The organism is Rhodanobacter sp. PCA2, from assembly GCF_013620825.1.
Lineage (GTDB): Bacteria > Pseudomonadota > Gammaproteobacteria > Xanthomonadales > Rhodanobacteraceae > Rhodanobacter_A.
In genome coordinates, this window is record NZ_NJIC01000001.1 from 85994 (window position 1) to 106666 (window position 20673).

Sequence of the window (20673 nt, forward strand, 5' to 3'; positions counted from 1 at the left end):
GACGCGGATAAGGTCCGTCCGCGCCTGTTGAAGCGCACTAGGGCAACGCGGAGGCGTTGCCCTAGTCATTTGAGGGGTACAAAAAAACATGAGAAACCAGAATCGCCTTTCACTGGCCGTACGTCTGGCGTTGTCGCTCGGGCTGGTCTCGACGGCAGGCCTCGCCTGGGCACAGGACACCGGCCAGGGCACGGGGAGCGGGCAGGAGAACAACGCGCAGGGCGGCGACACCGGCAAGGCCAAGGCCGCCCAGGCCAAGAACCTGCAAGCCGTGGTCGTCACCGGTTCGCTGATCCGCCGCGTGGATGCCGAAACGGCCAGTCCCGTGGTGACCCTAGACAGGACGGCACTCACCAACAACGGCAATCCCACCCTGGGCAACGTGCTGCAGGCCCTGCCGAGTTTTTCCGGCCAGGCGACCAACCCATCGAACAACAGCAATGGCGGCGGCATCGCCAGTCCCACCCTCGAAGGCGGCGATGGCGCTTCCCGCCTGTCGCTGCGCGGCCTCGGGTTCACCCGCACGCTGATGCTGATCGACGGCCAGCGCATGGCCAACCCCGACCTCAACATGATCCCGTCCAACATGATCGAGCGCGTGGACGTGCTGGCCGAAGGCGCCACCACGGCCTACGGCTCCGACGCGATCGGCGGCGTCGCGAACTTCATCCTGCGCAAGGATTTCCAAGGCGGCGAACTGAGCGTCAACGACGGCATTTCCAGCCACGGCGACGGGCAGCGCCACGGCGCCACCTTCACCGTGGGAGCCAGCGGCGAGCAGGGCAATGTCGTCGGCGGCATCAACTACAACAAGTACAACTCCATCCTGGCCAGCCAGCGCGGCTTCTCCTCGCACCAGTACTACCTGTACAGCTCCGGCCTGCAGGCGGAAGGCTCGTCCAACATCCCGACCGGCAAGGTGACGCTGCCCGCCGGCGCGCTGCAGGACCAGTTCGGCTGCAGCCGCCTCACGCGCGGCTCGGGCTCCGGTTCGTCGCTGGGCGACTACCGCTGCTTCGCCAATTCGGACTACTACAACTACAACGCCTTCAACTACATCCAGACGTCGCAGGAGCGCACCAGCGTGTTCGTGCTGGGCAACTACAAGATCAACGACAGCCTGACCTGGTACGCCGACGCGTTCTACAACCACACCGATTCGGCCGGCATGGACGCGCCGGAGCCGACCAGCACCGGCGACGGCTGGACGATCGCCGCGAACAACCCCAACAACCCGTTCGGCATACCGTTCTGCAACACCAGCCTCCCCAATTGCACGGGCGGCGCCTACAACACCCGTCTCACCGGCGCGGGCGATCGCCTGCACACGTTCCGCACCAACACGTACAGCGTGATCACGGGCCTGCGCGGCAAGTTCGGCAGCAGCAGCTGGACCTGGGACCTGGACCTCAACTACGGCCACTCCGAGCGCGTGCAGAAGAACCACAACGAACTCAACGTGGCCGGCTTGCAGGCGGCGATCGATTCGGGCGCCAACATCTTCGACCAGACCACGCTGCCCACCTCGGTGACGGACGACCCGGTCTACTCCAAGAACAACAGTTCCAAGCAGGTCTCGTTCAACGCCTCGGGCGAGCTGTGGGACCTGCCGGCCGGCGCCGTCCAGCTCTCCGCGGGCGCGCTGTACCGCAAGGAGCAGATGGACTACCAGGTCACCAGCGACGCCATCCTCAATCCGTCGACGCTCAACTGCGACATCGCTGCCGAAGGTTGCGCGTCGCCCGGCCACGGCAGCTTCAACGTCAAGGAGCTGTACGCCGAGGCTTTCATCCCGCTGCTCAGCGATGCGCCGTTCGCCAAGTCGCTGAACCTGGACATCGGCATCCGTTCGTCCGACTACACCACCACCGGCACCACCACCAACAAGAAGGTGGCCGTGGAGTGGAAGCCGATCGACGACCTGCTCGTGCGCGGCACCGTATCGCAGGTGTTCCGCGCGCCGAACCTGGACGAGCTGTACGACGGGCTGACCGTCCTCAACCCGACCGTCACCGACCCGTGCCAGAACCTCAGTGCGGCCCAGTTGGCCCAGCATGCCAACCTCTGCCAGAACGTGCCGGTCGGCTACTCGGTGGGTTACGCCGCGCAGATCACCGCCCTGTACCAGGGCGGCGCGCTCGCCGGCACCAAGCTGCGCCCGGAACACGGCAAGTCCTTCAGCTACGGCCTGGTGTATTCGCCGAGCTGGGCCAATGGCTTGTCGAGCACGCTGGACTTCTGGCGCATCAACCTGTCCGACTACCTGCAGGCGGTCAGCGCGCAGACCGTCCTGAACGTCTGCCAGGGCAATGACGCCAGCCCGTACTGCGCGTACATCAACCGCAATCCGGCCACGAGCGCCACGCCGGGCGCGCTGTACTACATCTACACGCCGGAAGTGAACCTGGGCAGCCTGAGCACCAGCGGCATCGACTTCAACGTCAACTACGTGCTTCCGCACTTCGATGTCGGCACCGTCGATCCCGGCAACTTCAAGCTGACCTTCAACAGCACCTACACCAGCACCTACCGCATCGGCATGCCCGGTACGGCCAGCCAGGACTACGCCGGCACGTACTCGGCACAGTTCGGCAACCTGGCCCGCTGGCGCGGTTCGGCGACGCTGAACTGGGTGCGCGGCAACTGGAGCGCCCAGTGGCAGACGCGCTACATCGGCCACTTCACCCTGCTGAATGCGTACTACGACGTCCCCGGCAGCCTCTCGAAAGCCTCGGCTGCGTACCATTCGATCAAGCTGGGTTACGCCGTGCCGTCGATCCACACGACGTTCGACGTGGGCGTGGACAACCTGTCCGACCGCCTGCCGCCGCTGATCTACCAGAGCGGCATGAACTACAACGTCGACACGGCGACCTACGACACGATCGGCCGCTACTACTGGGCACGCGCCACGCTGAAGTTCTGACGGCTCCGGCGCTGGTTGGAAGGCGCTGCCATGGATGGCAGTCGCAGAAAGCGGGGGCCAGCCCCCGCTTTTTGCTGCATGATGGCGGCACGACTCAACGCACCCGCCCGCCATGACCGATCACGCGTCGTCTCCGTTCCCCGCTGGCGAGCAAACCCTGCAACGCATCGCATCCGCATACCGGAACGGCGACATGGCCGCGGTCATCGCCATGGCGCAGTCCCTGCCGGCGCCGGAAGCCGCACACGAAACCGTGCGCTTGCTGCTCGGCCTGGCGCTGCATGCAAACGGACGCGACAGCGAGGCCGCCGCCTGTTTTCGCCGGCTCGTGCAGGAATATCCGGCGGTACCCGACTACTGGAACAACCTCGCCATCACGGCGCAGTTGAGCGGAGCGCTCGCCGAAGCCGGGCAGGCGTTCGGACAGGCCTTGAAGCTGTCCCCCGGCAACGCGCAGTTCCATCACAACCATGGCCTGCTGCTGGCCCGGCAGGGGCGCTGGCGCGAGGCGCGCCAGTGCCAGTTCGACGCGGTGGAACACGCCCCCGGTTTCATCGACGCCCGCCTGCAGGGCGCGCTCGCCTGCCATGTCTGCGGCGACCTGCCGGGCGAGGAAGCCATGCTGCAGGACGTGGCGCACTGGCCGCCCCAGCCGGCCGAGCAGGCGCTGTCGCTGGCCACCATGCTCTCCGCGCGCGGCGAGCAGTCCGTCGCGTTCGACCTGCTGGACAAGGCGATCCTGTCCAGGGGCGAAGAAGGTCTCTTTCACGCCTGGCGCATCACCGCCATGCGCGCATCCCTGCATGAGCGCGGCAATCGGCTGGACAAGGCCAGGGCCGAACTGGCGCTGTTGCCGCTGGACGCCATCGCCGCCTTGCCTGCCGGGCACGAGCCGGTGCGTTGCCGCATCTGGAGCGTGCGCGCCACGCTTCTGGCGCGCGAAGGCGAGCACGGCGACGCCGCCGACCTCTGGCAATACGTCCTCGACCATGCGCCGCTCGCCGAGCTGCGCGTCGCCGCCGCCTTCGGCCTCGCCGCCGCGCGCGACAAGCTGCGCCAGCACAAGCAGGCGTGGGAAGCGCTGCAGCTCGCGCATGTCCTGCAGTGCGAAGGCGTGCGCCACATCGTGCCGCACCTGCTCGACGAACATGCCCAGTCGCTGCCCATGGCCGGGCACCGCGTCACGCGCCGCGCCCACGATGCGTGGTCCGCGCTGCCCGCGCCGCGCGCCGGGCAGAGTCCGGTGTTCGTGGTCGGGTTCCCGCGCTCCGGCACCACCTTGCTGGAACAGATGATCGATGCGCACCCCGATTTCCGTTCGATGGACGAGCGCGCCTTCATCTACGACCTGATCGAACGCATGGAGCACGTGGGGCAGGCCTATCCGGACGATCTGGCGACGCTGCAGGCCGACGAGACGCGCATGCTGCGCGAGGCCTACGACGGCATGGTCGCCGGGGTGCTGCCCGGCCTCGGCCATGCCCGCCTCGTCGACAAGAACCCGCTCAACATGCTGAGCCTGCCGATGATGGCGCGCCTGTATCCGGAGGCGCGCTTCATCCTGTGCCTGCGCCATCCCTGCGACGTGCTGCTGAGCTGCTACATGCTGCCGTTCCGGTCGCCGTCCTTCATGACGCTGTGCTCCTCCCTGCCGCGGCTGGCGCGCGGCTATGTGCAGGCCTTCGAGCAATGGCTGTCGCACGTGGAAGTGTTCGCGCCGCGCGTGCTGGAGTGGCGCTACGAATCGGTGGTGAGCCGCTTCGACGAACACATCGCGCGGCTGGGCGGTTTCCTCGGCATCGAAGACACCGCGCCGCTGGCGCGCTTCGCCGAACACGCAAAGGCGAAGGGCTACATCAGCACGCCCAGCTACGCGCAGGTGACGCAAGGCATCCATCGCAACGCGGTCGGCCGCTGGCAGGCCTACCGCGAACATTTCGAGCCGGTGCTGCCGATACTGCGGCCGATGATGGAACGGCTGGGCTACGAGGCGTGAGCCGGGCCGGGACAGCCCGCGCCTGCAGCAAGACACACAGGAAAGGGGGAATGCCATGCGGGATGCATTGAAGTGGGTGGCCTGGATCGTCGGCACCCTGGTGGTCGTACTCGTCGCGGCTTTTGCATGGGGCCGCCTGCGCCCGCCCACGCCGGCGCAAGCCGAGGCGCTGGCGCTGTTGCAAGCCGCGCCGCCGCCGCCCGGTCGCAATGCCTGGGCCGCGCTGTGGCTGCTGGATTACGAGGTGCCGGCCGAGCGCATCGATGCGACGTACGCGGAGGAACGCGCGGGCATGCAGGAGTGGGTCCGCCGCCAGATGGCCCAGTCCTCGCCCGGGGCGGGCGTCTGGGAGCCGGTGGTCGCTGCACGGTATCCGAAGCGCGCGGTCGTCAGCGCCGCGGATCGTGGGCTGCTCTGCGCGCCCCGCGAGGACGATTGCCTCGCCAAGGCGCGCGCCGGCGGCCAGCCGCTGCGCGATCTGCTGGCGCGCCAGGCCGGCCGGATCGCACAGATCGAAGCCATCAACAACGCGGACGTGCTCTGGAGCGACCTGCCGCCCGACACCTACATGTACACGCGCTTGCCCGCCTTCACGAACACGGAAGACCTGCTGCTCACGGCGGCGGCGGTGGCGTTCGTGGATGGTCGGCCGACGGAGGCGTTGACTGCCGTCTGCCGGCAGGCCGCCAGCGTGCGCCGCCTGCATGCGCACACCAACTCGCTGGTCGCCGCCATGGTCGCGAACGCATGGATGGAGGCGGACGAGCACGCGCTGGCCGGCATGCTGCGGGAACGGCCGTCCGCCGAGCCGGTGTCGGAGGCATGCACGCAGGCCTTCGCGGCACCTGCGCCGCTGGACGTCAGCCTGTGCGCGCCGATGCAATACGAGTTCGAGACCATTGCCGGCATCGGTGCGACGCCGCTCCACCCCGACCGCGATCGTCGCTACGCGCAGCAGGCTTATCGCCTGGCGATCGATCCGCAAGGCATGCGCCGCCTGCTCGCGCCGGCCTATGCGTGGGCTTGCCGGCCGGACGTGCAGGCCGCGGCGCTCGCGGACCGGGTGCTCTCCATGGAAAACGCGGCGGCGGTGCGCTACGACCTGTTCGATCTGGTCGCGAATGCCGGCGGAGTGATCCTCGCCCGCGTCGGCGCCTCGGCTCGCGAACAGTACGCGCAATACGCGATGCGCAACGAAGACTACGCCGCCGGCCTGCGCGTGACTGCATGGCTGCTGCGCACGCGCGGCAGCGCCGGCACCGCCGCGGAGTGGCAGGAGCAACTGGTGCGGGCATTGCCGCTGCTGCGCGCGGGCGGCGACCGCGAGATCCGCATCGACCCGGATGGCCGCCAGCTGCACATGCGCTACCACGCGCCACATTCCGGCCGCAGCGAACTGGTGTTGCCGCTGCCGAAATAAGCTGTTGCACCATTCAGGCGCATGTACCATGATGGTGCAATGAACGTGCAGCCGTGGCAGGCATGGGCGGAACAGCTGGCGACCGGAGTGGCTCTGGTCGACTCGGACCTGCGCGTGCGCTGGCTGAACTCCGCGCTGGCCGAGTTGCTGGGCAGCGGCATGCGTCGCGCGACCGGGCAGCCGCTGGCGCTGTGGCTGGGCGCGCCGGACGACCTGGCCCAGGTGCGGCGTGCGCTGGACGAGGCGCGTTTCGTGCAACTGCGCGAGGTGGCGCTGTCCACCTTCGACGAGCGCACGCTGCAGGCCGACCTCGGCCTGCAGCCGGACGGCGCGGGCGGCCTGTTGCTGGAGGTGCACGCGCTGGCGCCGCATTCGCTGGCGGCGTCGCCGCTGTCCGCCACGCTGCGCGGTTTCGCGCACGAGGTGAAGAACCCGCTGGCTGGCCTGCGCGGCGCGGCCCAGCTGCTGCAGCGCCGGGTCGAGGGCGCCGAGCTGCAGGCGCTGGCCGGCCTCATCATCGACGAGGCCGACCGCCTCGCCGCCCTGGCGAACCGGCTTCTTCATCACGACGCCGCGCAGGTGGGCATGGTGAACATCCACCAGCTGCTGGACCGCCTGGCCGAGTTGCTGCAGGCGGAACCCGCGCCGCCGCGGCTGCAGCAGGACTTCGATCCCAGCCTGCCCGACGTGCGGGGCGACGCGGGGCGGCTGCAGCAGGTGCTGCTGAACCTCGCGCGCAACGCGGTGGAAGCCGGCGCCCGCACGCTCACCCTGCGCACGCGCGCCGAACACGGCGTGCGCGCCGGCGCGCGGATGCTGCGCGGCGTGCTGCGCGTGGACGTGGTCGACGACGGCCCCGGCGTGCCGGCGGAACTGCGCGACACGCTGTTCGAGCCGCTGGTGTCCGGCCGCGTCGAAGGCACCGGCCTGGGCCTGGCGCTGTCGCGCGAGATCGCGCTGGAACACGGCGGCGAACTGCGCTGCGCCAGCCGTCCCGGCGAGACCGTATTTTCGCTGTACCTGCCGCTGGAGCGTGGCCATGAGTGACGAAATCTGGATCGTCGACGACGACCGCGGCGTGCGCTTCGTGCTGGCGGCGGCGCTGCGCGAAGCCGGCCTCGCGGTGCGCGAGTTCGATGCGTCCGCAGCCGTGCACGAGGCCTTGCGCAAGCGGCGCCCCGCGCTGCTGCTCACCGACGTGCGCATGCCGGGCAGCAGCGGGCTGCAGCTGCTGGAAGAGTTGCAGCGGCAAGGCGTCGGCCCGGTGATCGTGATGAGCGCGTTCACCGACGTGGCGACCACCGCGGCGGCGTACCGCGCGGGCGCGGCGGACTATCTCGCCAAACCGTTCGACCTGGACCAGGCCGTGGCCACGGTGCAGCGCGTGCTGGCCGATCGTGCGGTACTGCCCGCACCGCCCGCCGCGGAACCGGTGCCCGCGCATGCGCTGCTGGGCGAGAGCGCGGCCATGCGCGAGGTGTTCCGCCTGATCGGGCGCGTGGCGGCCAGCGACCTCAACGTGCTGGTCACCGGCGAAACCGGCACCGGCAAGGAACTGGTGGCGCGCGCGCTGCACGAGGAAAGCGCGCGCCGCCAGCGGCCGTTCGTGGCGCTGAACACCGCGGCCATCCCCAGCGAGTTGCTGGAGAGCGAACTGTTCGGCCACGAGGCCGGCGCGTTCACCGGCGCGCAACGGCGCGTGACGGGGCGCTTCGAGCAGGCCGAGGGCGGCACGCTGTTCCTGGACGAGATCGGCGACATGCCGCTGGCGCTGCAGACGCGCCTGTTGCGCGTGCTGGCCGGCGGCGAGTTCTACCGTGTGGGCGGGCGCGAGCTGATCCGCTGCGACGTGCGCATCGTGGCCGCCACCCACCAGGACCTCGACGCGCGTGTGGCGGCCGGGCAGTTCCGCGCCGACCTCAAGCACCGCCTCGACGTGGTGCGCATCGCGCTGCCGCCGCTGCGCGAGCGGCGCAGCGACATCCCGCTGCTGGCGCAGCACTTCCTCGCCGCCGCCACGCATGAACTGAAGCTGCCGCCCAGGCGTTTCGCGAAGCCTGCGCTGAAGGCGCTGGCGCAGCGCGACTTCCCCGGCAACGTGCGCGAACTGGAAAACCTGTGCCGCCGCCTCGCGGTGATCGCGCCGGGCGTGGAAATCCTCGCGGCGGACCTGGGCACGCCGCCGTCGGCGGCCGGCGGCGGCGACTGGACCGACGCCTTGCGCCACTGGGCCGCGCAGGCGCTGGCCGACGACGAGGCCGACATCCACACGCGGGCGCGCGAAGCGCTGGATCGCGTGCTGCTGGAAGCCGCGCTGGCGGCGCACGGCGGCCATCGCCAGCACGCCGCCGCCGCGCTGGGCGTGGGACGCAACACCTTGACGCGCAAACTGGGCGCATCGCGGACGCGCCGCCGCTGAGGGCTGCGGGCTCTTGGTAAAATGGGCGGATGTCGACCGTCGCGAGAGAGAGCTGAGTCATGCCGTTGCTGCGTCAGTTGCCCCGCTGGGCATGGTTCGGCACGGCCGCGCTCGCGTTCATCGCCGGGCTGGTGAATGCGGTCGGCTATCTCGGTTTCCGCCACGAGTCGATCAGCAACATGACCGGCAACGCCAGCCTGCTCGGTATCGCGGTGGGCCAGGGCGAGGGCGGCGAAGCGCTGCATTGGGTGCTCGCGATCGCCGCGTTCGTGCTGGGCACCATGCTCAGCGGCATCATCGTGCAGCAGAGCACGCTGAAGCTGGGGCGCCGCTACGGCGTGGCGCTGACGCTGGAATCACTGCTGCTGTTCGCGGCGGTGCCGCTGCTGGACGGCGCCCATTCGGCCGGACTCTACCTGGCCTCGGTCGCGATGGGCCTGCAGAACGGCATGGTCAGCGCGTACAGCGGCGCCGTGGTGCGAACCACCCACGTGACCGGCATCTTCACCGACCTGGGCATCTACCTGGGCCACCTGCTGCGCGGCCTGCCGGTGGACATGCTGCGCCTGCGCGTGTGCGTGGTGGTGGCGTCCACCTTCATCTTCGGCAGCGCCATCGGCGCGCTGCTGTTCGCGCGCCTGCAGGAGCACGCCGTGCTGATTCCCGCCGCGCTTACCGGGGTCTGCGGCCTGTGCTACGGCCTGTACCGGCAGTATTCGCTGGGCGCCGCGCGCTGAAGCGACACCGACGCGCGTCTTCAGCGCTCCAGCCGGCGCAGGAACACCGTCATCTCCTTCTCCGCCTGCTTGTCGCCGCGCCCGCGCGCCGCGGCGATGCCGTCGCGCCAGGCGACAGCGGCACCGGCGGAATCGCCGGCGGCGAGGCGGGCCTTGCCCAGCAGCTTCCAGGCGGCGGAGTAGCGCGGGTCGAAGCGCAGCGCATGCTGCAGTTCCTCGCCGGCCTGCACGAGGTCGCCGGCTTCCAGCAGCGCGTTGCCCAGCGCGTAGCGCAGCAGCGCGCCGTCGCGCGGGCCGCCGCACTGGCCGCGCAGGCTGGCGAGCAGCGCGTCCTTGCTCATGGCTGCGCGCGCGTGCGTCCGCCGTCGGCGCCGTACACCTGGGGCGGCTGGGCCGGCTCGGGCGGGGTGGCGCCGCTGCGCAGGGCGGCCAGCGTGGTCGCGGGCCATACCACCAGCCAGGTGGAGCGGAACGGCTGCACCAGCAGCGCGTAGCGCATGATCTGCGCGTTCAGCGCGTGCGGGTGCTCCACCACCAGGCCATCTGGATGCGCCTTGGCGAACGCGGTCAGCTCCGCCTCGCCGCGCAGTTCCACTAGCGGACGGGTCAGGCGGCCCTGGAAATGGAACTGGCCGTCGTAGCTGCCGTAGTAGGCCAGCGCGCGGCCTTGCTGGTCCGCCGCGCCCAGCATCTGCGCGGTGGGACGCAGTTCGTAGCGCGGCCACATGGTCAGGGTGAACAAGGTGTTCAGTGCCAGCGTGCCGACCAGCCCCGCCACCGCCAGCCGGCGCAGTTCGCCGCGACCGCGCAGCAGCAGCAACAGGCCCAGCAACAGGAACACCACGGCGAAGTAGCGGCTGTACGGCGCGGTGGTGTCCGGCCATTCGCCGTGCAGGTAGTCGCCCGCCACCAGGTTGGGCAGCAGGAACAGCAGCAGCGCGAACACCAGGCTGCCCACCGCCAGCGGCCAGGTGCCCAGCCAGGCGGTGCTGGCGAGCTTCGGCCGGCGTTCGCGCAGCGTGGCGATCGCCCCGCACATCAGCAGCATGGTGCCGGCCAGTTCCGGCAGCAGGTAGTAGGACTGCTTGCCGCGGATCACCGAGAACAGCAGGAACGTCGGCAGCACCCAGCACAGCGCGAAGCGCAGGCCCGGTTCCAGCGGCCGGCGCAGCGTGGCCAGCGCCACCCACGCGCGCGGCCAGCCGAAGAACGGGAACAGCAGCAGCGGCAGCGACAGCACGTACCACAGCACCGGACGGGCATGGCTCTGCAGCGGTTCGGCCGTCTCCACGCCATGCACCACCCGGGCGGCGGTCTGGCTGAAGAACAACCGGTGCATGTAGGCATCGCCGCCGGAGAAACCGGCGGGTACCGCCCAGGCCAGCAGCATCGCCAGCCCCAGCAGCACCGCCAGCGCGCCGCAGCCGTACCAGCGGGCGCGCTGCGCCCTGGCCGCGTCGCTCCACAGCGGGCCCAGCAGCCACGGGAACAGCACGTGCAGCAGCATCACCGGGCCCTTGGTGAGCAGGCCCAGGCCGATGCACACGCCGAACAGCCACCAGCGCGGCTGCGTGCGGCGCGCGCCAGGCACCAGGCACAGCAGCGCGCCCAGCGTCCACACCGCCAGCAGCACGTCGTACATGATCTGCAGGCCGAACAGGAACGCGTACGACAGCGCCAGCAGGCTCCACGGCGCGGCCTTCGCCATCCACGGCCGGGCGGGAAACAGCCGCCGCGCCAGCAGCGATATCAGCACCAGCTGGGCGCCGCCGAAGATCACCTCCAGCACCCGCGGCCACACGTCGCTCACGCCGAACACGGCCCAGCCGGCCTGGATCAGCCAGAACAGCAGCGGCGCCTTCTCGCTGTAGGGCTCGCCGTTGATGTGCGGCACCAGCCAGTGGTGCTGGGTCCACATCTCCCACGCCACCGCCAGCGTGCGCGTGGAATACAGCGGCATGGGGCCGTGCGCGAAGATCGCCAGCAGGGCCGCCACCGTCCACAGCGGCAGCCACGGCCAGAGCGAGCGCAGGTGTTCGGAGCGGCTGTAGGAGGTCAGGGTCACGGCGGCATTCGGGCGGGGGGTCGGCGGGATTCTAGCGGGGAGCCGCGACGCGGGGCCGCATCCGTGTTCACTTGCCGGTGCGCGCAGGGCCCCAGTAGCCGATGCGGCGGCGGATCTTCAGCTTGCGCCACAGGTTCCAGGGCTTGGCGCGGCGGTTCCGGCCGCCGCGGGCGACGAAGGTATCGATGGCGTCCAGCACGCGCTCGCTGGAGCGGCCGTCGCGGTAGGGGTGGATCGCGTCGGCATAGGCGCGGATCGCGGCCATCAGCTCCGGCGGCCGGCTCAGCGCCCGCTCGATCGCGGGCTCGAAATCCTTCGCGTCGTGGATGTCGATCAGCTGCGGGCCGGGGCGCCGGTTGTCGAACGTCACCACCGGCTTGCCGGTGAGCAGGAACTCGTTGAGCGCGGAGGACGTATCCGAGCACATCATGTCCACCTGGCCGAACAGCTCCAGGATGTTGTCGTTCTCGGCGAAGCCCAGGTAGTCGTTCTGCAGCGCCTTGAACTTCGCCACCGTGTCCGGGTTCATCTTCGGGTGGAAGCTGACGATCCAGCGCCAGCGGCCGTCGCGCGACAGCCGCTTCACCTCCTCGTACAGCGTCTCGGCGGCGCTCCACGAGGGCGAGAAGGTGGAGTGGTAGAGGATCGCCGGCGGCGTGCGCACCGGCGGTACGGCGCCGCCGAGTTCGCGCATGAAGGGGTCGATCTTCGGAAAGCCCGTCTCGATCACGCTGAAGTGGCCGAGCTGGTCGGCGATGGCCTGGAACTGCGCGGTGTCGCGCGGGCCGGTGGTGCAGTAGAGGTCGAAGAAGCCGCGCACGTAGATGTGCCGCGGCTTGCCCGCGTCGAAGCCGTGGAACGTCTCCACCTTCACGCCGGGGAAGAAGTGCGGCACCGCGTTGGACGAGGTGATCACCGCCAGCGGCTTCCACGCGCGCACTTCGGCCACCGTGAGCAGGCGCTCGTCGGCGTGCAGGTCTTCCGCGCCGGGGCCGTCGAAGAACCAGGCCGCCTCGTCGCCGCGCGCGCGTATCGCCGCCTGGATCGGCCGCAGGATGGCCAGCGCGTAGCGCTCGGAGCCGTAGAGGAGATAGTGCTTGGGCATGGGGCTGGTGGTTCGGGCGAGGTGCATAGCTTAGCTTTTCTCCCTCTACCCTTCGGGGAGAGGGCTGGGGTGAGGGGCGGTTCTGGCCGGGACGTCGCATCAGGGCAAAGCAGACTTTGACCAGTGCTGGGCAAGCCTTGATCCCCTCACCTCAATCCTCTCCCCGGAGGGGAGAGGAGGCGAACGTGCTATGCGGTTCCGCAACTTTCGGCTTTGCAGTCTCGTTGAGATCAGCGCTCGATATGGTGCTTGTTCAATGCGTCGGTCGCTTCCGCGACCGACGCGGGGTTGTTCACCATCTCGTAATAGCGCATGCGCTTGTACAGCGCGTAGCTGGCCGCGGTCTGCGCGATCACGAAGCCGCGCCAGCCGTCCAGGCAGGCCAGCCGGAACACATAGTCCTTGAGGAAGGCCAGCAGGTAGACGAACGGCGCCTGCCACATCCGGGCGGGCTTGCCCTTGTCCAGCCAGTCGCGGCATTTCAGCTCGGCGTAGCGCAGCACCTTGAGCTGCTTGTGCACCAGGGTGGGGTTGTTGGCGTGGTCGAACGGCGCGTCGAAGGTGGGCGCACTGCCCTCGAAGCGCAGCGACTCGTGCACCCGCACGTCGCTCCAGCGGGCGCGGTCGCGATGGTAGAGCCGGGCCAGCTTCTCGCCCACGCTGGGCCGGTACCAGCGCATGGCCCGGCCCATGTAGATCGTGCGGCGGCGCAGCCACGCGGCGGGCGCCGCGCCGGCCATCAGCGCGGGCAGCTTGCGTTCCAGCTCGGCGGCGAGTTCGGGCGACAGCGCCTCGTCGGCGTCCAGCACCAGGATCCAGTCGTGGCTGCATTGGGTGGTGGCGAAGTTGCGCTGCGGGCCGAAGCCCAGCCAGTCCTGGTGCACCACGCGCGCGCCGTGCGCCTGCGCGATCGCCACGGTGTCGTCCTCGCTGCCGGAGTCCACCACCAGCTTCTCGGCCGCGAACGGCACGCTGTCCAGGCAGCGCGCGATGCAGGCCGCCTCGTTGCGGGTGATGACGGCGAGGGTGATCGGCAGGATGGGCATGGCGGCATTCTAGCCGCCCGCGCCCCGCCGCCCCGATGAGACCGGGTCGACGTTTCCCGCCTGCCGATGCCCCCCGGTGGGCTGGGTTTCAGGTGGCGGCGGGCATGATGCGGCGGTCACCGTGTCATGCCCGTGTCACTGCGGTGCGTTCACCCTGTGGCTCCGGCGCATTGACTATGCTGCGGGCCGGACAAGGGAAGGCGCGGTGCTTGCCGGCCGCACGTCGAAGGTTTCATGGGTCACGAAAAGCACAATCTCCCACGGATCGAGAGTATGTCCGCCGCCGCGTCGCCGCTGGCCGATGCGGTTGCGGCGCGGCCGCCGTTCCTGCTGCGCCGCGGGTTCTGGCAGGGGGTGCTGGGCACGGGTCTGGTCTGGATGATGCTGGGCCTGGTGGCGATGCCTTCGGGCGTGTCGTTCAACCCGGGCAAGCTGTACCAGGGCAGCCTGATCGCGCTGCTTTACCTGCCCGCCTGGTGCCTCGCGCTGACGCCGCGGGCAGCCACCTGGAAGGCGCTGCTGCCGCTGCCGGCGTTCCGGATGTTCCTGTTGCTGCTTGCCTGGGCGGCGCTGTCGCTGGCGTGGGCGCATTCGCGACATCCCGGCGACGAGCTGAGCCGCCTGCTGAGCGTGCTGGCCTTCGTGCTGGCATGGCCGCTGTGGCTGGGCGACGACGAGCGGCGGGGCAGCCGCCTGCTGCTGGCGGGCGGCCTCGGCATCGCGCTGTTCGCGGGGTTCTACTGCCTGCAGTACCTGTGGCAGCCGCCGGCCGACGGACGCATCGTGGGCGAGGGCGTGATCGCCACCGCGAACTACGCGGCGGCGACGATGGGCGCGGCCTGCCTCTGGCTCAGCCTGCTGCCCGTGCCGGACCGGCGTCTCTCGGCGCTGCGCTGGCTGGCGGTGCCGGTGTTGCTGGTGTTCATCGCGCTGACCGAGTCGCGCAGCGTATGGCTGGCCCTGGTGGCGTGCGCGGTGTTCGCCCCGTTGTGGCACCGGGCGCACGGGGCACGCTGGCTGGCCGGCGTGGCGATCGTGGTGGTGCTGGTGTGCTGCATCCGGCCCTGGCCGGCGCTGGTGGAACGTGGCACCTCGCTGCGGCCGGAACTGCTCGAGCAGTCCCTGCATCTCATCGCCCGGCACCCGTGGACCGGCCTGGGCCAGGGCGCGCCGTTCACGCTGGACGTGGCGGGCACGGCCTACACGCACAGCCACAACATGTGGACCCAGACCACGATAGAACTGGGGCTGCCGGGCCTGCTGCTGCTGCTCGCGCTGTGGCTGATGACGGTATGGCTGGGCTGGCGCCATCGACAGCGGCTGGGCGGTCGGCTGGTGCTGGCGCTGTGGCTGTACGCCAGCGTGGTGCTGCAGTTCGACATGCCGCAGCTGCTGGACAGCCCGCGCCCCGGCTGGCTGCTGGTGTGGCTGCCGCTGGCGCTGGCGCTGTGGCTGGAACTCGATGCGCGCCGCCGTGCCGCGGCCGCGTCTCGCTTACACTAGCCGCCTCGCGTTCCGGGACGAAACATGATGCGCAAGGTACTGGTGACCGGCGGTGCCGGCTTCCTCGGTTCGCATCTGTGCGACCGCCTGCTGGCCGACGGCCACGACGTGCTGTGCGCCGACAACTTCTTCACCGGCAGCAAGCGCAACGTGGCGCACCTGCTGGACCACCCGTATTTCGAGCTGCTGCGCCACGACGTCACGTTTCCGCTGTACGTGGAGGTGGAGCGCATCTTCAACCTGGCCTGCCCGGCCTCGCCGGTGCACTACCAGCACGATCCGGTGCAGACCACCAAGACCTCGGTGCACGGCGCGATCAACATGCTGGGGCTGGCCAAGCGGGTAAAGGCGCGCATCCTGCAGGCGTCCACCAGCGAGGTGTACGGCGACCCGGAAGTGCATCCGCAGCGCGAGGAGTACTGGGGCCGCGTCAATCCGATCGGTTTCCGCTCCTGCTACGACGAGGGCAAGCGCTGCGCCGAGACGCTGTTCTTCGACTACCACCGCCAGCACGAACTGGACATCAAGGTGGTGCGCATCTTCAACACCTACGGCCCGCGCATGCACCCCAACGACGGCCGCGTGGTGAGCAATTTCATCGTGCAGGCGCTGAAAGGCGAGGACATCACCATCTACGGCGACGGCAGCCAGACGCGCAGCTTCTGCTACGTGGACGACCTGATCGAGGCGTTCGTGCTGATGATGGAATCGCCGCGCGGGTTCACCGGCCCGGTGAACATCGGCAATCCCGGCGAATTCACCATGCTGGCGCTGGCGGAGAAGGTGCTGGCGCTGGTCGGCGGCCGCTCGAAGCTGGTGTTCCGCCCGCTGCCCGCCGACGATCCGCGCCAGCGCCAGCCCGACATCGCGCTGGCGCAGGAGAAACTCGGCTGGCGGCCGAAGGTGGGCCTGGAAGACGGCCTCCGGGAGACCATCGCCTACTTCCGCCGCACGCTGGAGGCCTGAGGTGGCCGCCGCGCCCGCGATTTCCGTCGTCGTCACCAACTACAACTACCGCGACTTCGTGGCCGAGGCGGTGGACGGCGCGCTGGCGCAGACCCATGCGCCGCTGGAAGTGATCGTGGTGGACGACGGCTCCACCGACGGCTCGCCCGACTACCTGCGCGAACGCTACGCCGGCGAACCGCGGGTGCGGCTGCTGTGCGGCGAGAACGGCGGCCAGCTTGCCGCGTTCCGGCGCGGCCTCGCCGCCGTGGGCGGCGAGGTGGTGTGCTTCCTCGACGCCGACGACCGCTGGGGCGCGGACTACCTGCGCCAGCTCGCCGAGGTGTTCGCCGCGCGCAGGGACATCGACTTCGTGTTCTCCGACGTGCGCCTGGTGGGCAACGAGTCGGGCATGCAGGGGTATGCGGAGCAGGCCACGGACCTCGGCCATACCGTGCTCGGCACCTGGGTGCACGCGCGCTGGTACGGCGCGCCCACCTCGGCGCTGGCGCTGCGGCGGACGCTGGCCGAACGCGTGCTGGACCTGCCGCCGGATTTCGTCGCGAACTGGCGCATCAGCGCGGACAACTGCCTGGTGTTCGGCGCCAGCGTGCTGGGTGCGCGCAAGTACTACCTGCCCACCGGCAACGTGGATTACCGCATCCACGGGCGCAACGGCTGGTGGCACGAGCAGGCGCGCATGCGCGAGTTTCCCGCGCAGTTCCGCTCGCGCTGCCTGATCAACTTCTATGCGCAGCGCATGCACCTCGATGCGCATGCGCTCGACCTCGCGCGCGCCGAGTTCAAGACGCGCGAACGCCCCGACTGGGCCGAGGCGCGCCGCTACGCCGGCATCGCCATGCGCGGCCCGTCGCCGTGGTGGAAGCGGGCCGAGCGCGCCCTGTCCATCCTGCGCCGCGGCCTGCGCGGGCGTTGACCGCGCCATGAAGACCAGCGTCGTCGCGATCACCTACAACTGGCCCGAGGCGCTGGAACTCCTGCTGGCCAGCCTCGCCGCGCAGGCGCGGCTGCCGGACGAGGTGATCGTGGCCGACGACGGCTCCGGCGACGCCACGCGCACGCTGGTCGCACGCATGGCGCGCGGCTATCCGGTGCCGCTGCGCCATGTCTGGCAGGAGGACCGCGGCTTCCGTGCGGCGCGTGCGCGCAACCGCGGCATCGCCGCCAGCCGCGGCGACTACGTGATCCTGCTGGACGGCGACATGCTGCTGCACCCGCGCTTCGTCGCCGACCACCTGATGCTGGCGGAGCGCGGCTACTTCCTGCAGGGCGGCCGGATCAAGGCCACGCGCGAGGAAAGCGCGAGGCTGCTGGCCGGCGCGCGCCCGGTGTTCGCGCCGTGGTCGCGCGCCGACTTCCACGAGTTCGACGGCAGCAAACGCCTCTACGCGTTCCGCCAGCCCCAGCTCGCGCGCTGGAAGGCGCGCTCGCGCAACGGCGGCCGCGTGATGAGCTGCAACATGAGCTTCTGGCGCGACGACCTGCTGCGCGTGAACGGCTTCGACGAGCGCATGGAAGGCTACGGCGCCGAGGACCGCGAACTGGTCGCGCGGCTGGAGAACGCCGACCTGCGCCGCCGCGCGCTGAAGTGGGCGGCGCTGGCCGTGCACCTGTGGCACGACTCGCGCGCGCAGCCCGACGTGGACGACCTCAGCCTGCCGAACAACCGCCTGTTCCACGCCACGCGCAACGAAGGGATCGTGCGCTGCGAGCGCGGCATCGACGGCCACCTCGCGGAATTCGCGGACCGCTAGGCGGCGTCCAGCGCCTCGCGCAGCCGCCGCGGGAACGCGGCGCGCTCGGCCTCGAACCACGCCCGCGCCGCCGTGCCCAGCGCGGCGGCCTCGGCTTCCGGCATCGCCGCGCAGCGTTCGATGGCGCGGGCCATGTCTTCGGCGCGGAAGCCGTACAGCGTGGCCAGGTCCTGGGTGCCGGCGGCCTGCGCCGGCACCAGCACGCCGCGTTCGGCGCTCACCAGTTCGTGCATCGGCTCCGCGTCCAGCGTCGCCACCACCGCGCCGCAGCTCATCGCCTCGACCAGGTAGTGGCCGTAGCCCTCCGTCTGCGACGGGCACAGGTGGAAGCGGTGCTCGTTCTGCAGGCGGCGGTACGCCGCGTCGTCCAGGTGCTCGCGGATCAGCCGCACGTTGGGCGGCAGCGCTTCCAGTTCCACCCGCTTGCGCCGCCACGCCACCGTGAGCAGGGGCCACTCCGGATGTTCGGCCCACAGCGCCAGCAGCGCCGCGGTGCCCTTGTTGTTGCTGCGCCCGGGGCCATGGAAGAACGCGTGCCGGCGCGGCACCGCGGCGTCGAGGCGGTCGGGGCTGGCGAAGCCGATGTAGCGCGTGGCCACGCCCAGCGCCGCGAACAGGCGTTCGGCATGGCGGGTCTTCACCCACACCGTGTCGATGCAGCCCAGCGCGGCGCGGTCCTGCACGCGGAAATACTCGGGGTTGGGCACCAGCACGTTGCGGCGCGCGGCGCGGGCAAACTCGGGGCGCACCCGCTCCAGCATGAGGTTGAGGTCGAACGCCGGCGGGCGGCCCGTCAACTGCACGCGGGTCATCCATTCGGCCCAGCGGCCGCGATGCGGCAGCCCGCGCGTGCGCACCGAAGCGCACGCCTCGCCCAGCGCCGCCGCGAGCAGGGCCATGTCGCGGCTCAGGCCCGCGCCGTTGTCGCGCGCCAGCAACTGGATGCGCGGCGCTGCCGTCACGGTTCCGCGCCCGGATCGCCGTCCGGCAATTCGTCCACCTTGGCGTCCGGCAGGCAGCCCGGCACCAGCGCGTCGGCCTTGAACATCCACCACTCGCGCTGGTTCGCGTGTCCCAGGGAAATCGCCTTGCCGCGATCCACGCAATCGCCCATCGCCGCCTGCTGCACGAACAGCCAGCGCGTGGCAGGTGATTGCGCCTGCCACTGCACCGCGCGGGCGAACTGCGTATGGAACGGCTGCTTGAAGCCGAAGTCGGTGGCGGGGCGATCGAGCATCAGCAGGTTCTGCTCGGTCCACGCCACCAGGCCCAACTGGTCGCCGGGCGCCAGATGGCCGCGCACGTCGGCCATCAGCGCGGACGAGGAACTGGAGGGATTGAGCAGCGGCACCGCCCAGAAACCCCAGGCCAGCCACAGCGCGGCCATCCCTCCGCACACCGCCCACCCCGCGCGGCGCACGCGCAGCGTGGCGACCAGCAGCAGCTGCACCGCGCCCAGCAGCACGCACATCCACCACAGCGCCGCGCCGCCGTGGGCGAGGTCGCGCTCGGCGGCGAACTGCGCCACCTTCGGCGCGTGCGACCACAGCGCGTAGCCGCCCAGCCCCAGCATCGCCGCGCCCAGCACGGCGATGAACGCGAGGCCGGCCACGCGCAGCCAGCGTTTCGGCAGCAGTTCGTCCACGAACGGCGCGCAGGCCAGCGCCAGCATCGGCAGCGCGGGCAGGATGTAGACGTCGCGCTTGCCCGCCGAGGCGCTGAAGAACAGCAGCACCAGCACCACCCAGCCCAGCGGCAGCAGCACGCGCGCGTCGCGCGCCTTGATCCGCTGCCACCAGCGCGGCAGGCAGCCGGGGTAGAGCAGGGACAGCGGCAGCCAGCTGAACAGCAGGATGGGGATGTAGTACCACCACGGATGCAGGTGGTGCCACGCGTTCGCGTAACGCTTCGCGGTCTGGTGGAACAGGATGTCGTTGACGTAGGCCGCATACGCGGGATTGCCGTCGCGCGCCTGCGCCGTGAGCAGCATCGGCACCAGCCACAGCGCGATCGCCGCCAGCGCCGCCGCCAGTCCCAGCAGCCAGCGCCACCACGCGCCGCGGCCCGGCCGCACCACGCCGTCCCAGCCCCGCCACGCGGCCCAGGCATACGGCACCAGCATCAGCAGCGCGAGGAAGCCCACGCCCTTGGTGATCACGCCCAGCCCCGCGCAGAAACAGCCCAGCCAGTACAGCGGCCAGTGCGTCGTGCTCGTTCCGTCAGGATTGGGCGGCGCCAGCAGGTGCCGCAGCAGGCCCCAGTTCGCCGCGGTGATGAAGAACACCACCAGCGGATCGATCTGCGCGCGCTGGCTCTGGTAGACGAACTGGAACGCCAGCAGCAGGCCGCCCGCGGCGTACAGGCCGGCGCGGCGGTTCCACAGCCGGCGGCCGAGGTCGTAGACCAGCAGCAGGGTGCCCAGCCCGGCCAGCAGCGAGGGCAGCATGAAGGCGAGGCGCCACCAGCGCACCAGCTCGAAGCTGGCCGCCTCCGACCACATCAGCATCGGCGGCTTGTCCGCGTACAACTCGCTGCCGCGATGGGGGAACAGCCAGTCGCCGCTCTCCACCATCTGCTTCGCGGCCAGCGTGAAGCGCGGCTCGTCGGAGGGCCAGGGATCGCGCAGGCCGATACCGGCGCCCAGGATCAGCAGCGCGATCAGCAGCAGCAGCCAGAAGCGGCGGCGTTCCTCGGGGCTGGCCTTGGGGAGAGCGGACATGGAACGTTCCTGCACAC

16 protein-coding genes are annotated in these 20673 nt (G+C 70.4%); 10 read left to right on the top strand and 6 right to left on the bottom strand.

Annotation, left to right across the window (positions count from 1 at the left end):
• Positions 1–88 precede the first annotated feature (88 nt).
• From PCA_RS00415 to PCA_RS00440, 6 genes are all read left to right on the top strand, one after another.
• On the top strand, positions 89–2926 hold the full coding sequence (locus PCA_RS00415) for a TonB-dependent receptor (protein ID WP_181300135.1): 2838 nt from the start codon (positions 89–91) through the stop codon (positions 2924–2926).
• Between the two features lie 193 nt (positions 2927–3119).
• On the top strand, positions 3120–4922 hold the full coding sequence (locus PCA_RS00420) for a sulfotransferase family protein (RefSeq protein ID WP_255436567.1): 1803 nt from the start codon (positions 3120–3122) through the stop codon (positions 4920–4922).
• A 55-nt stretch (positions 4923–4977) separates the two neighbouring features.
• Positions 4978–6342 carry a hypothetical protein gene (locus PCA_RS00425; RefSeq protein ID WP_181300137.1) on the top strand — a complete coding sequence of 455 codons (1365 nt, stop codon included), beginning with the start codon at positions 4978–4980 and terminating at the stop codon, positions 6340–6342.
• Between the two features lie 39 nt (positions 6343–6381).
• A complete protein-coding gene (locus PCA_RS00430) occupies positions 6382–7389 on the top strand; it encodes an ATP-binding protein (protein ID WP_181300138.1) in 1008 nt (335 codons plus the stop codon).
• A complete protein-coding gene (ntrC, locus tag PCA_RS00435) occupies positions 7382–8761 on the top strand; it encodes a nitrogen regulation protein NR(I) (protein ID WP_181300139.1) in 1380 nt (459 codons plus the stop codon). Before PCA_RS00430 ends, ntrC begins: the two co-directional genes overlap by 8 nt.
• Positions 8762–8820: 59 nt before the next feature.
• Positions 8821–9498, top strand: a complete 678-nt coding sequence (locus tag PCA_RS00440; protein WP_181300140.1) for a YoaK family protein — start codon at positions 8821–8823, stop codon at positions 9496–9498.
• Positions 9499–9518: 20 nt separating this feature from the next.
• On the opposite strand, the gene PCA_RS00445 is transcribed toward PCA_RS00440, so the two are convergent.
• From PCA_RS00445 to PCA_RS00460, 4 genes are all read right to left on the bottom strand, one after another.
• Entirely contained in the window at positions 9519–9839 is a 321-nt protein-coding gene (locus PCA_RS00445) for a hypothetical protein (RefSeq protein ID WP_181300141.1), read from the bottom strand.
• Positions 9836–11563 (bottom strand): glycosyltransferase family 39 protein, encoded by a 1728-nt coding sequence (locus PCA_RS00450; RefSeq protein WP_181300142.1) that lies wholly within the window; start codon positions 11561–11563, stop codon positions 9836–9838. The genes PCA_RS00445 and PCA_RS00450 overlap by 4 nt, the downstream gene beginning before the upstream one ends.
• Positions 11564–11630: 67 nt before the next feature.
• Positions 11631–12668: a CDP-glycerol glycerophosphotransferase family protein gene (locus tag PCA_RS00455; RefSeq protein ID WP_181300143.1), complete on the bottom strand. Its 1038-nt coding sequence runs from the start codon at positions 12666–12668 to the stop codon at positions 11631–11633.
• 230 nt (positions 12669–12898) lie between these two features.
• Positions 12899–13714 carry a glycosyltransferase family 2 protein gene (locus tag PCA_RS00460; protein ID WP_181300144.1) on the bottom strand — a complete coding sequence of 272 codons (816 nt, stop codon included), beginning with the start codon at positions 13712–13714 and terminating at the stop codon, positions 12899–12901.
• Between the two features lie 273 nt (positions 13715–13987).
• Here PCA_RS00460 and PCA_RS00465 point away from each other — a divergent pair, with 273 nt between their 5' ends.
• Genes PCA_RS00465 through PCA_RS00480 form a run of 4 tightly spaced genes read left to right on the top strand, consistent with a single transcriptional unit; the run spans position 13988 to position 17937 of the window.
• A complete protein-coding gene (locus PCA_RS00465) occupies positions 13988–15217 on the top strand; it encodes an O-antigen ligase family protein (protein ID WP_181300145.1) in 1230 nt (409 codons plus the stop codon).
• 27 nt (positions 15218–15244) lie between these two features.
• Complete coding sequence (locus PCA_RS00470; RefSeq protein WP_181300214.1) at positions 15245–16183, top strand: UDP-glucuronic acid decarboxylase family protein; 939 nt, start codon at positions 15245–15247, stop codon at positions 16181–16183.
• Position 16184: 1 nt separating this feature from the next.
• Positions 16185–17099 carry a glycosyltransferase family 2 protein gene (locus PCA_RS00475; RefSeq protein WP_181300146.1) on the top strand — a complete coding sequence of 305 codons (915 nt, stop codon included), beginning with the start codon at positions 16185–16187 and terminating at the stop codon, positions 17097–17099.
• A 7-nt stretch (positions 17100–17106) separates the two neighbouring features.
• Positions 17107–17937, top strand: coding sequence for a glycosyltransferase family 2 protein (locus PCA_RS00480; protein ID WP_181300147.1), 831 nt, complete (start codon positions 17107–17109; stop codon positions 17935–17937).
• Here PCA_RS00480 and PCA_RS00485 read toward each other — a convergent pair.
• Positions 17934–18899, bottom strand: a complete 966-nt coding sequence (locus PCA_RS00485) for a glycosyltransferase (protein ID WP_343204381.1) — start codon at positions 18897–18899, stop codon at positions 17934–17936. The genes PCA_RS00480 and PCA_RS00485 overlap by 4 nt on opposite strands.
• Positions 18896–20656: a glycosyltransferase family 39 protein gene (locus tag PCA_RS00490; RefSeq protein ID WP_181300148.1), complete on the bottom strand. Its 1761-nt coding sequence runs from the start codon at positions 20654–20656 to the stop codon at positions 18896–18898. The genes PCA_RS00485 and PCA_RS00490 overlap by 4 nt, the downstream gene beginning before the upstream one ends.
• Between the last annotated feature and the right edge of the window lie 17 nt (positions 20657–20673).

What these genes read in the sequence shown, in the direction of transcription:
- PCA_RS00415 (WP_181300135.1), top strand. Translation starts at nt 89, where the DNA reads ATGAGAAACCAGAATCGCCTTTCACTGGCCGTACGTCTGGCGTTGTCG.
- PCA_RS00420 (WP_255436567.1), top strand. Translation starts at nt 3,120, where the DNA reads ATGGCCGCGGTCATCGCCATGGCGCAGTCCCTGCCGGCGCCGGAAGCC.
- PCA_RS00425 (WP_181300137.1), top strand. Translation starts at nt 4,978, where the DNA reads ATGCGGGATGCATTGAAGTGGGTGGCCTGGATCGTCGGCACCCTGGTG.
- PCA_RS00430 (WP_181300138.1), top strand. Translation starts at nt 6,382, where the DNA reads ATGAACGTGCAGCCGTGGCAGGCATGGGCGGAACAGCTGGCGACCGGA.
- ntrC (WP_181300139.1), top strand. Translation starts at nt 7,382, where the DNA reads ATGAGTGACGAAATCTGGATCGTCGACGACGACCGCGGCGTGCGCTTC.
- PCA_RS00440 (WP_181300140.1), top strand. Translation starts at nt 8,821, where the DNA reads ATGCCGTTGCTGCGTCAGTTGCCCCGCTGGGCATGGTTCGGCACGGCC.
- PCA_RS00445 (WP_181300141.1), bottom strand. Translation starts at nt 9,839, where the DNA reads ATGAGCAAGGACGCGCTGCTCGCCAGCCTGCGCGGCCAGTGCGGCGGC.
- PCA_RS00455 (WP_181300143.1), bottom strand. Translation starts at nt 12,668, where the DNA reads ATGCCCAAGCACTATCTCCTCTACGGCTCCGAGCGCTACGCGCTGGCC.
- PCA_RS00460 (WP_181300144.1), bottom strand. Translation starts at nt 13,714, where the DNA reads ATGCCCATCCTGCCGATCACCCTCGCCGTCATCACCCGCAACGAGGCG.
- PCA_RS00465 (WP_181300145.1), top strand. Translation starts at nt 13,988, where the DNA reads ATGTCCGCCGCCGCGTCGCCGCTGGCCGATGCGGTTGCGGCGCGGCCG.
- PCA_RS00470 (WP_181300214.1), top strand. Translation starts at nt 15,245, where the DNA reads ATGCGCAAGGTACTGGTGACCGGCGGTGCCGGCTTCCTCGGTTCGCAT.
- PCA_RS00480 (WP_181300147.1), top strand. Translation starts at nt 17,107, where the DNA reads ATGAAGACCAGCGTCGTCGCGATCACCTACAACTGGCCCGAGGCGCTG.
- PCA_RS00490 (WP_181300148.1), bottom strand. Translation starts at nt 20,656, where the DNA reads ATGTCCGCTCTCCCCAAGGCCAGCCCCGAGGAACGCCGCCGCTTCTGG.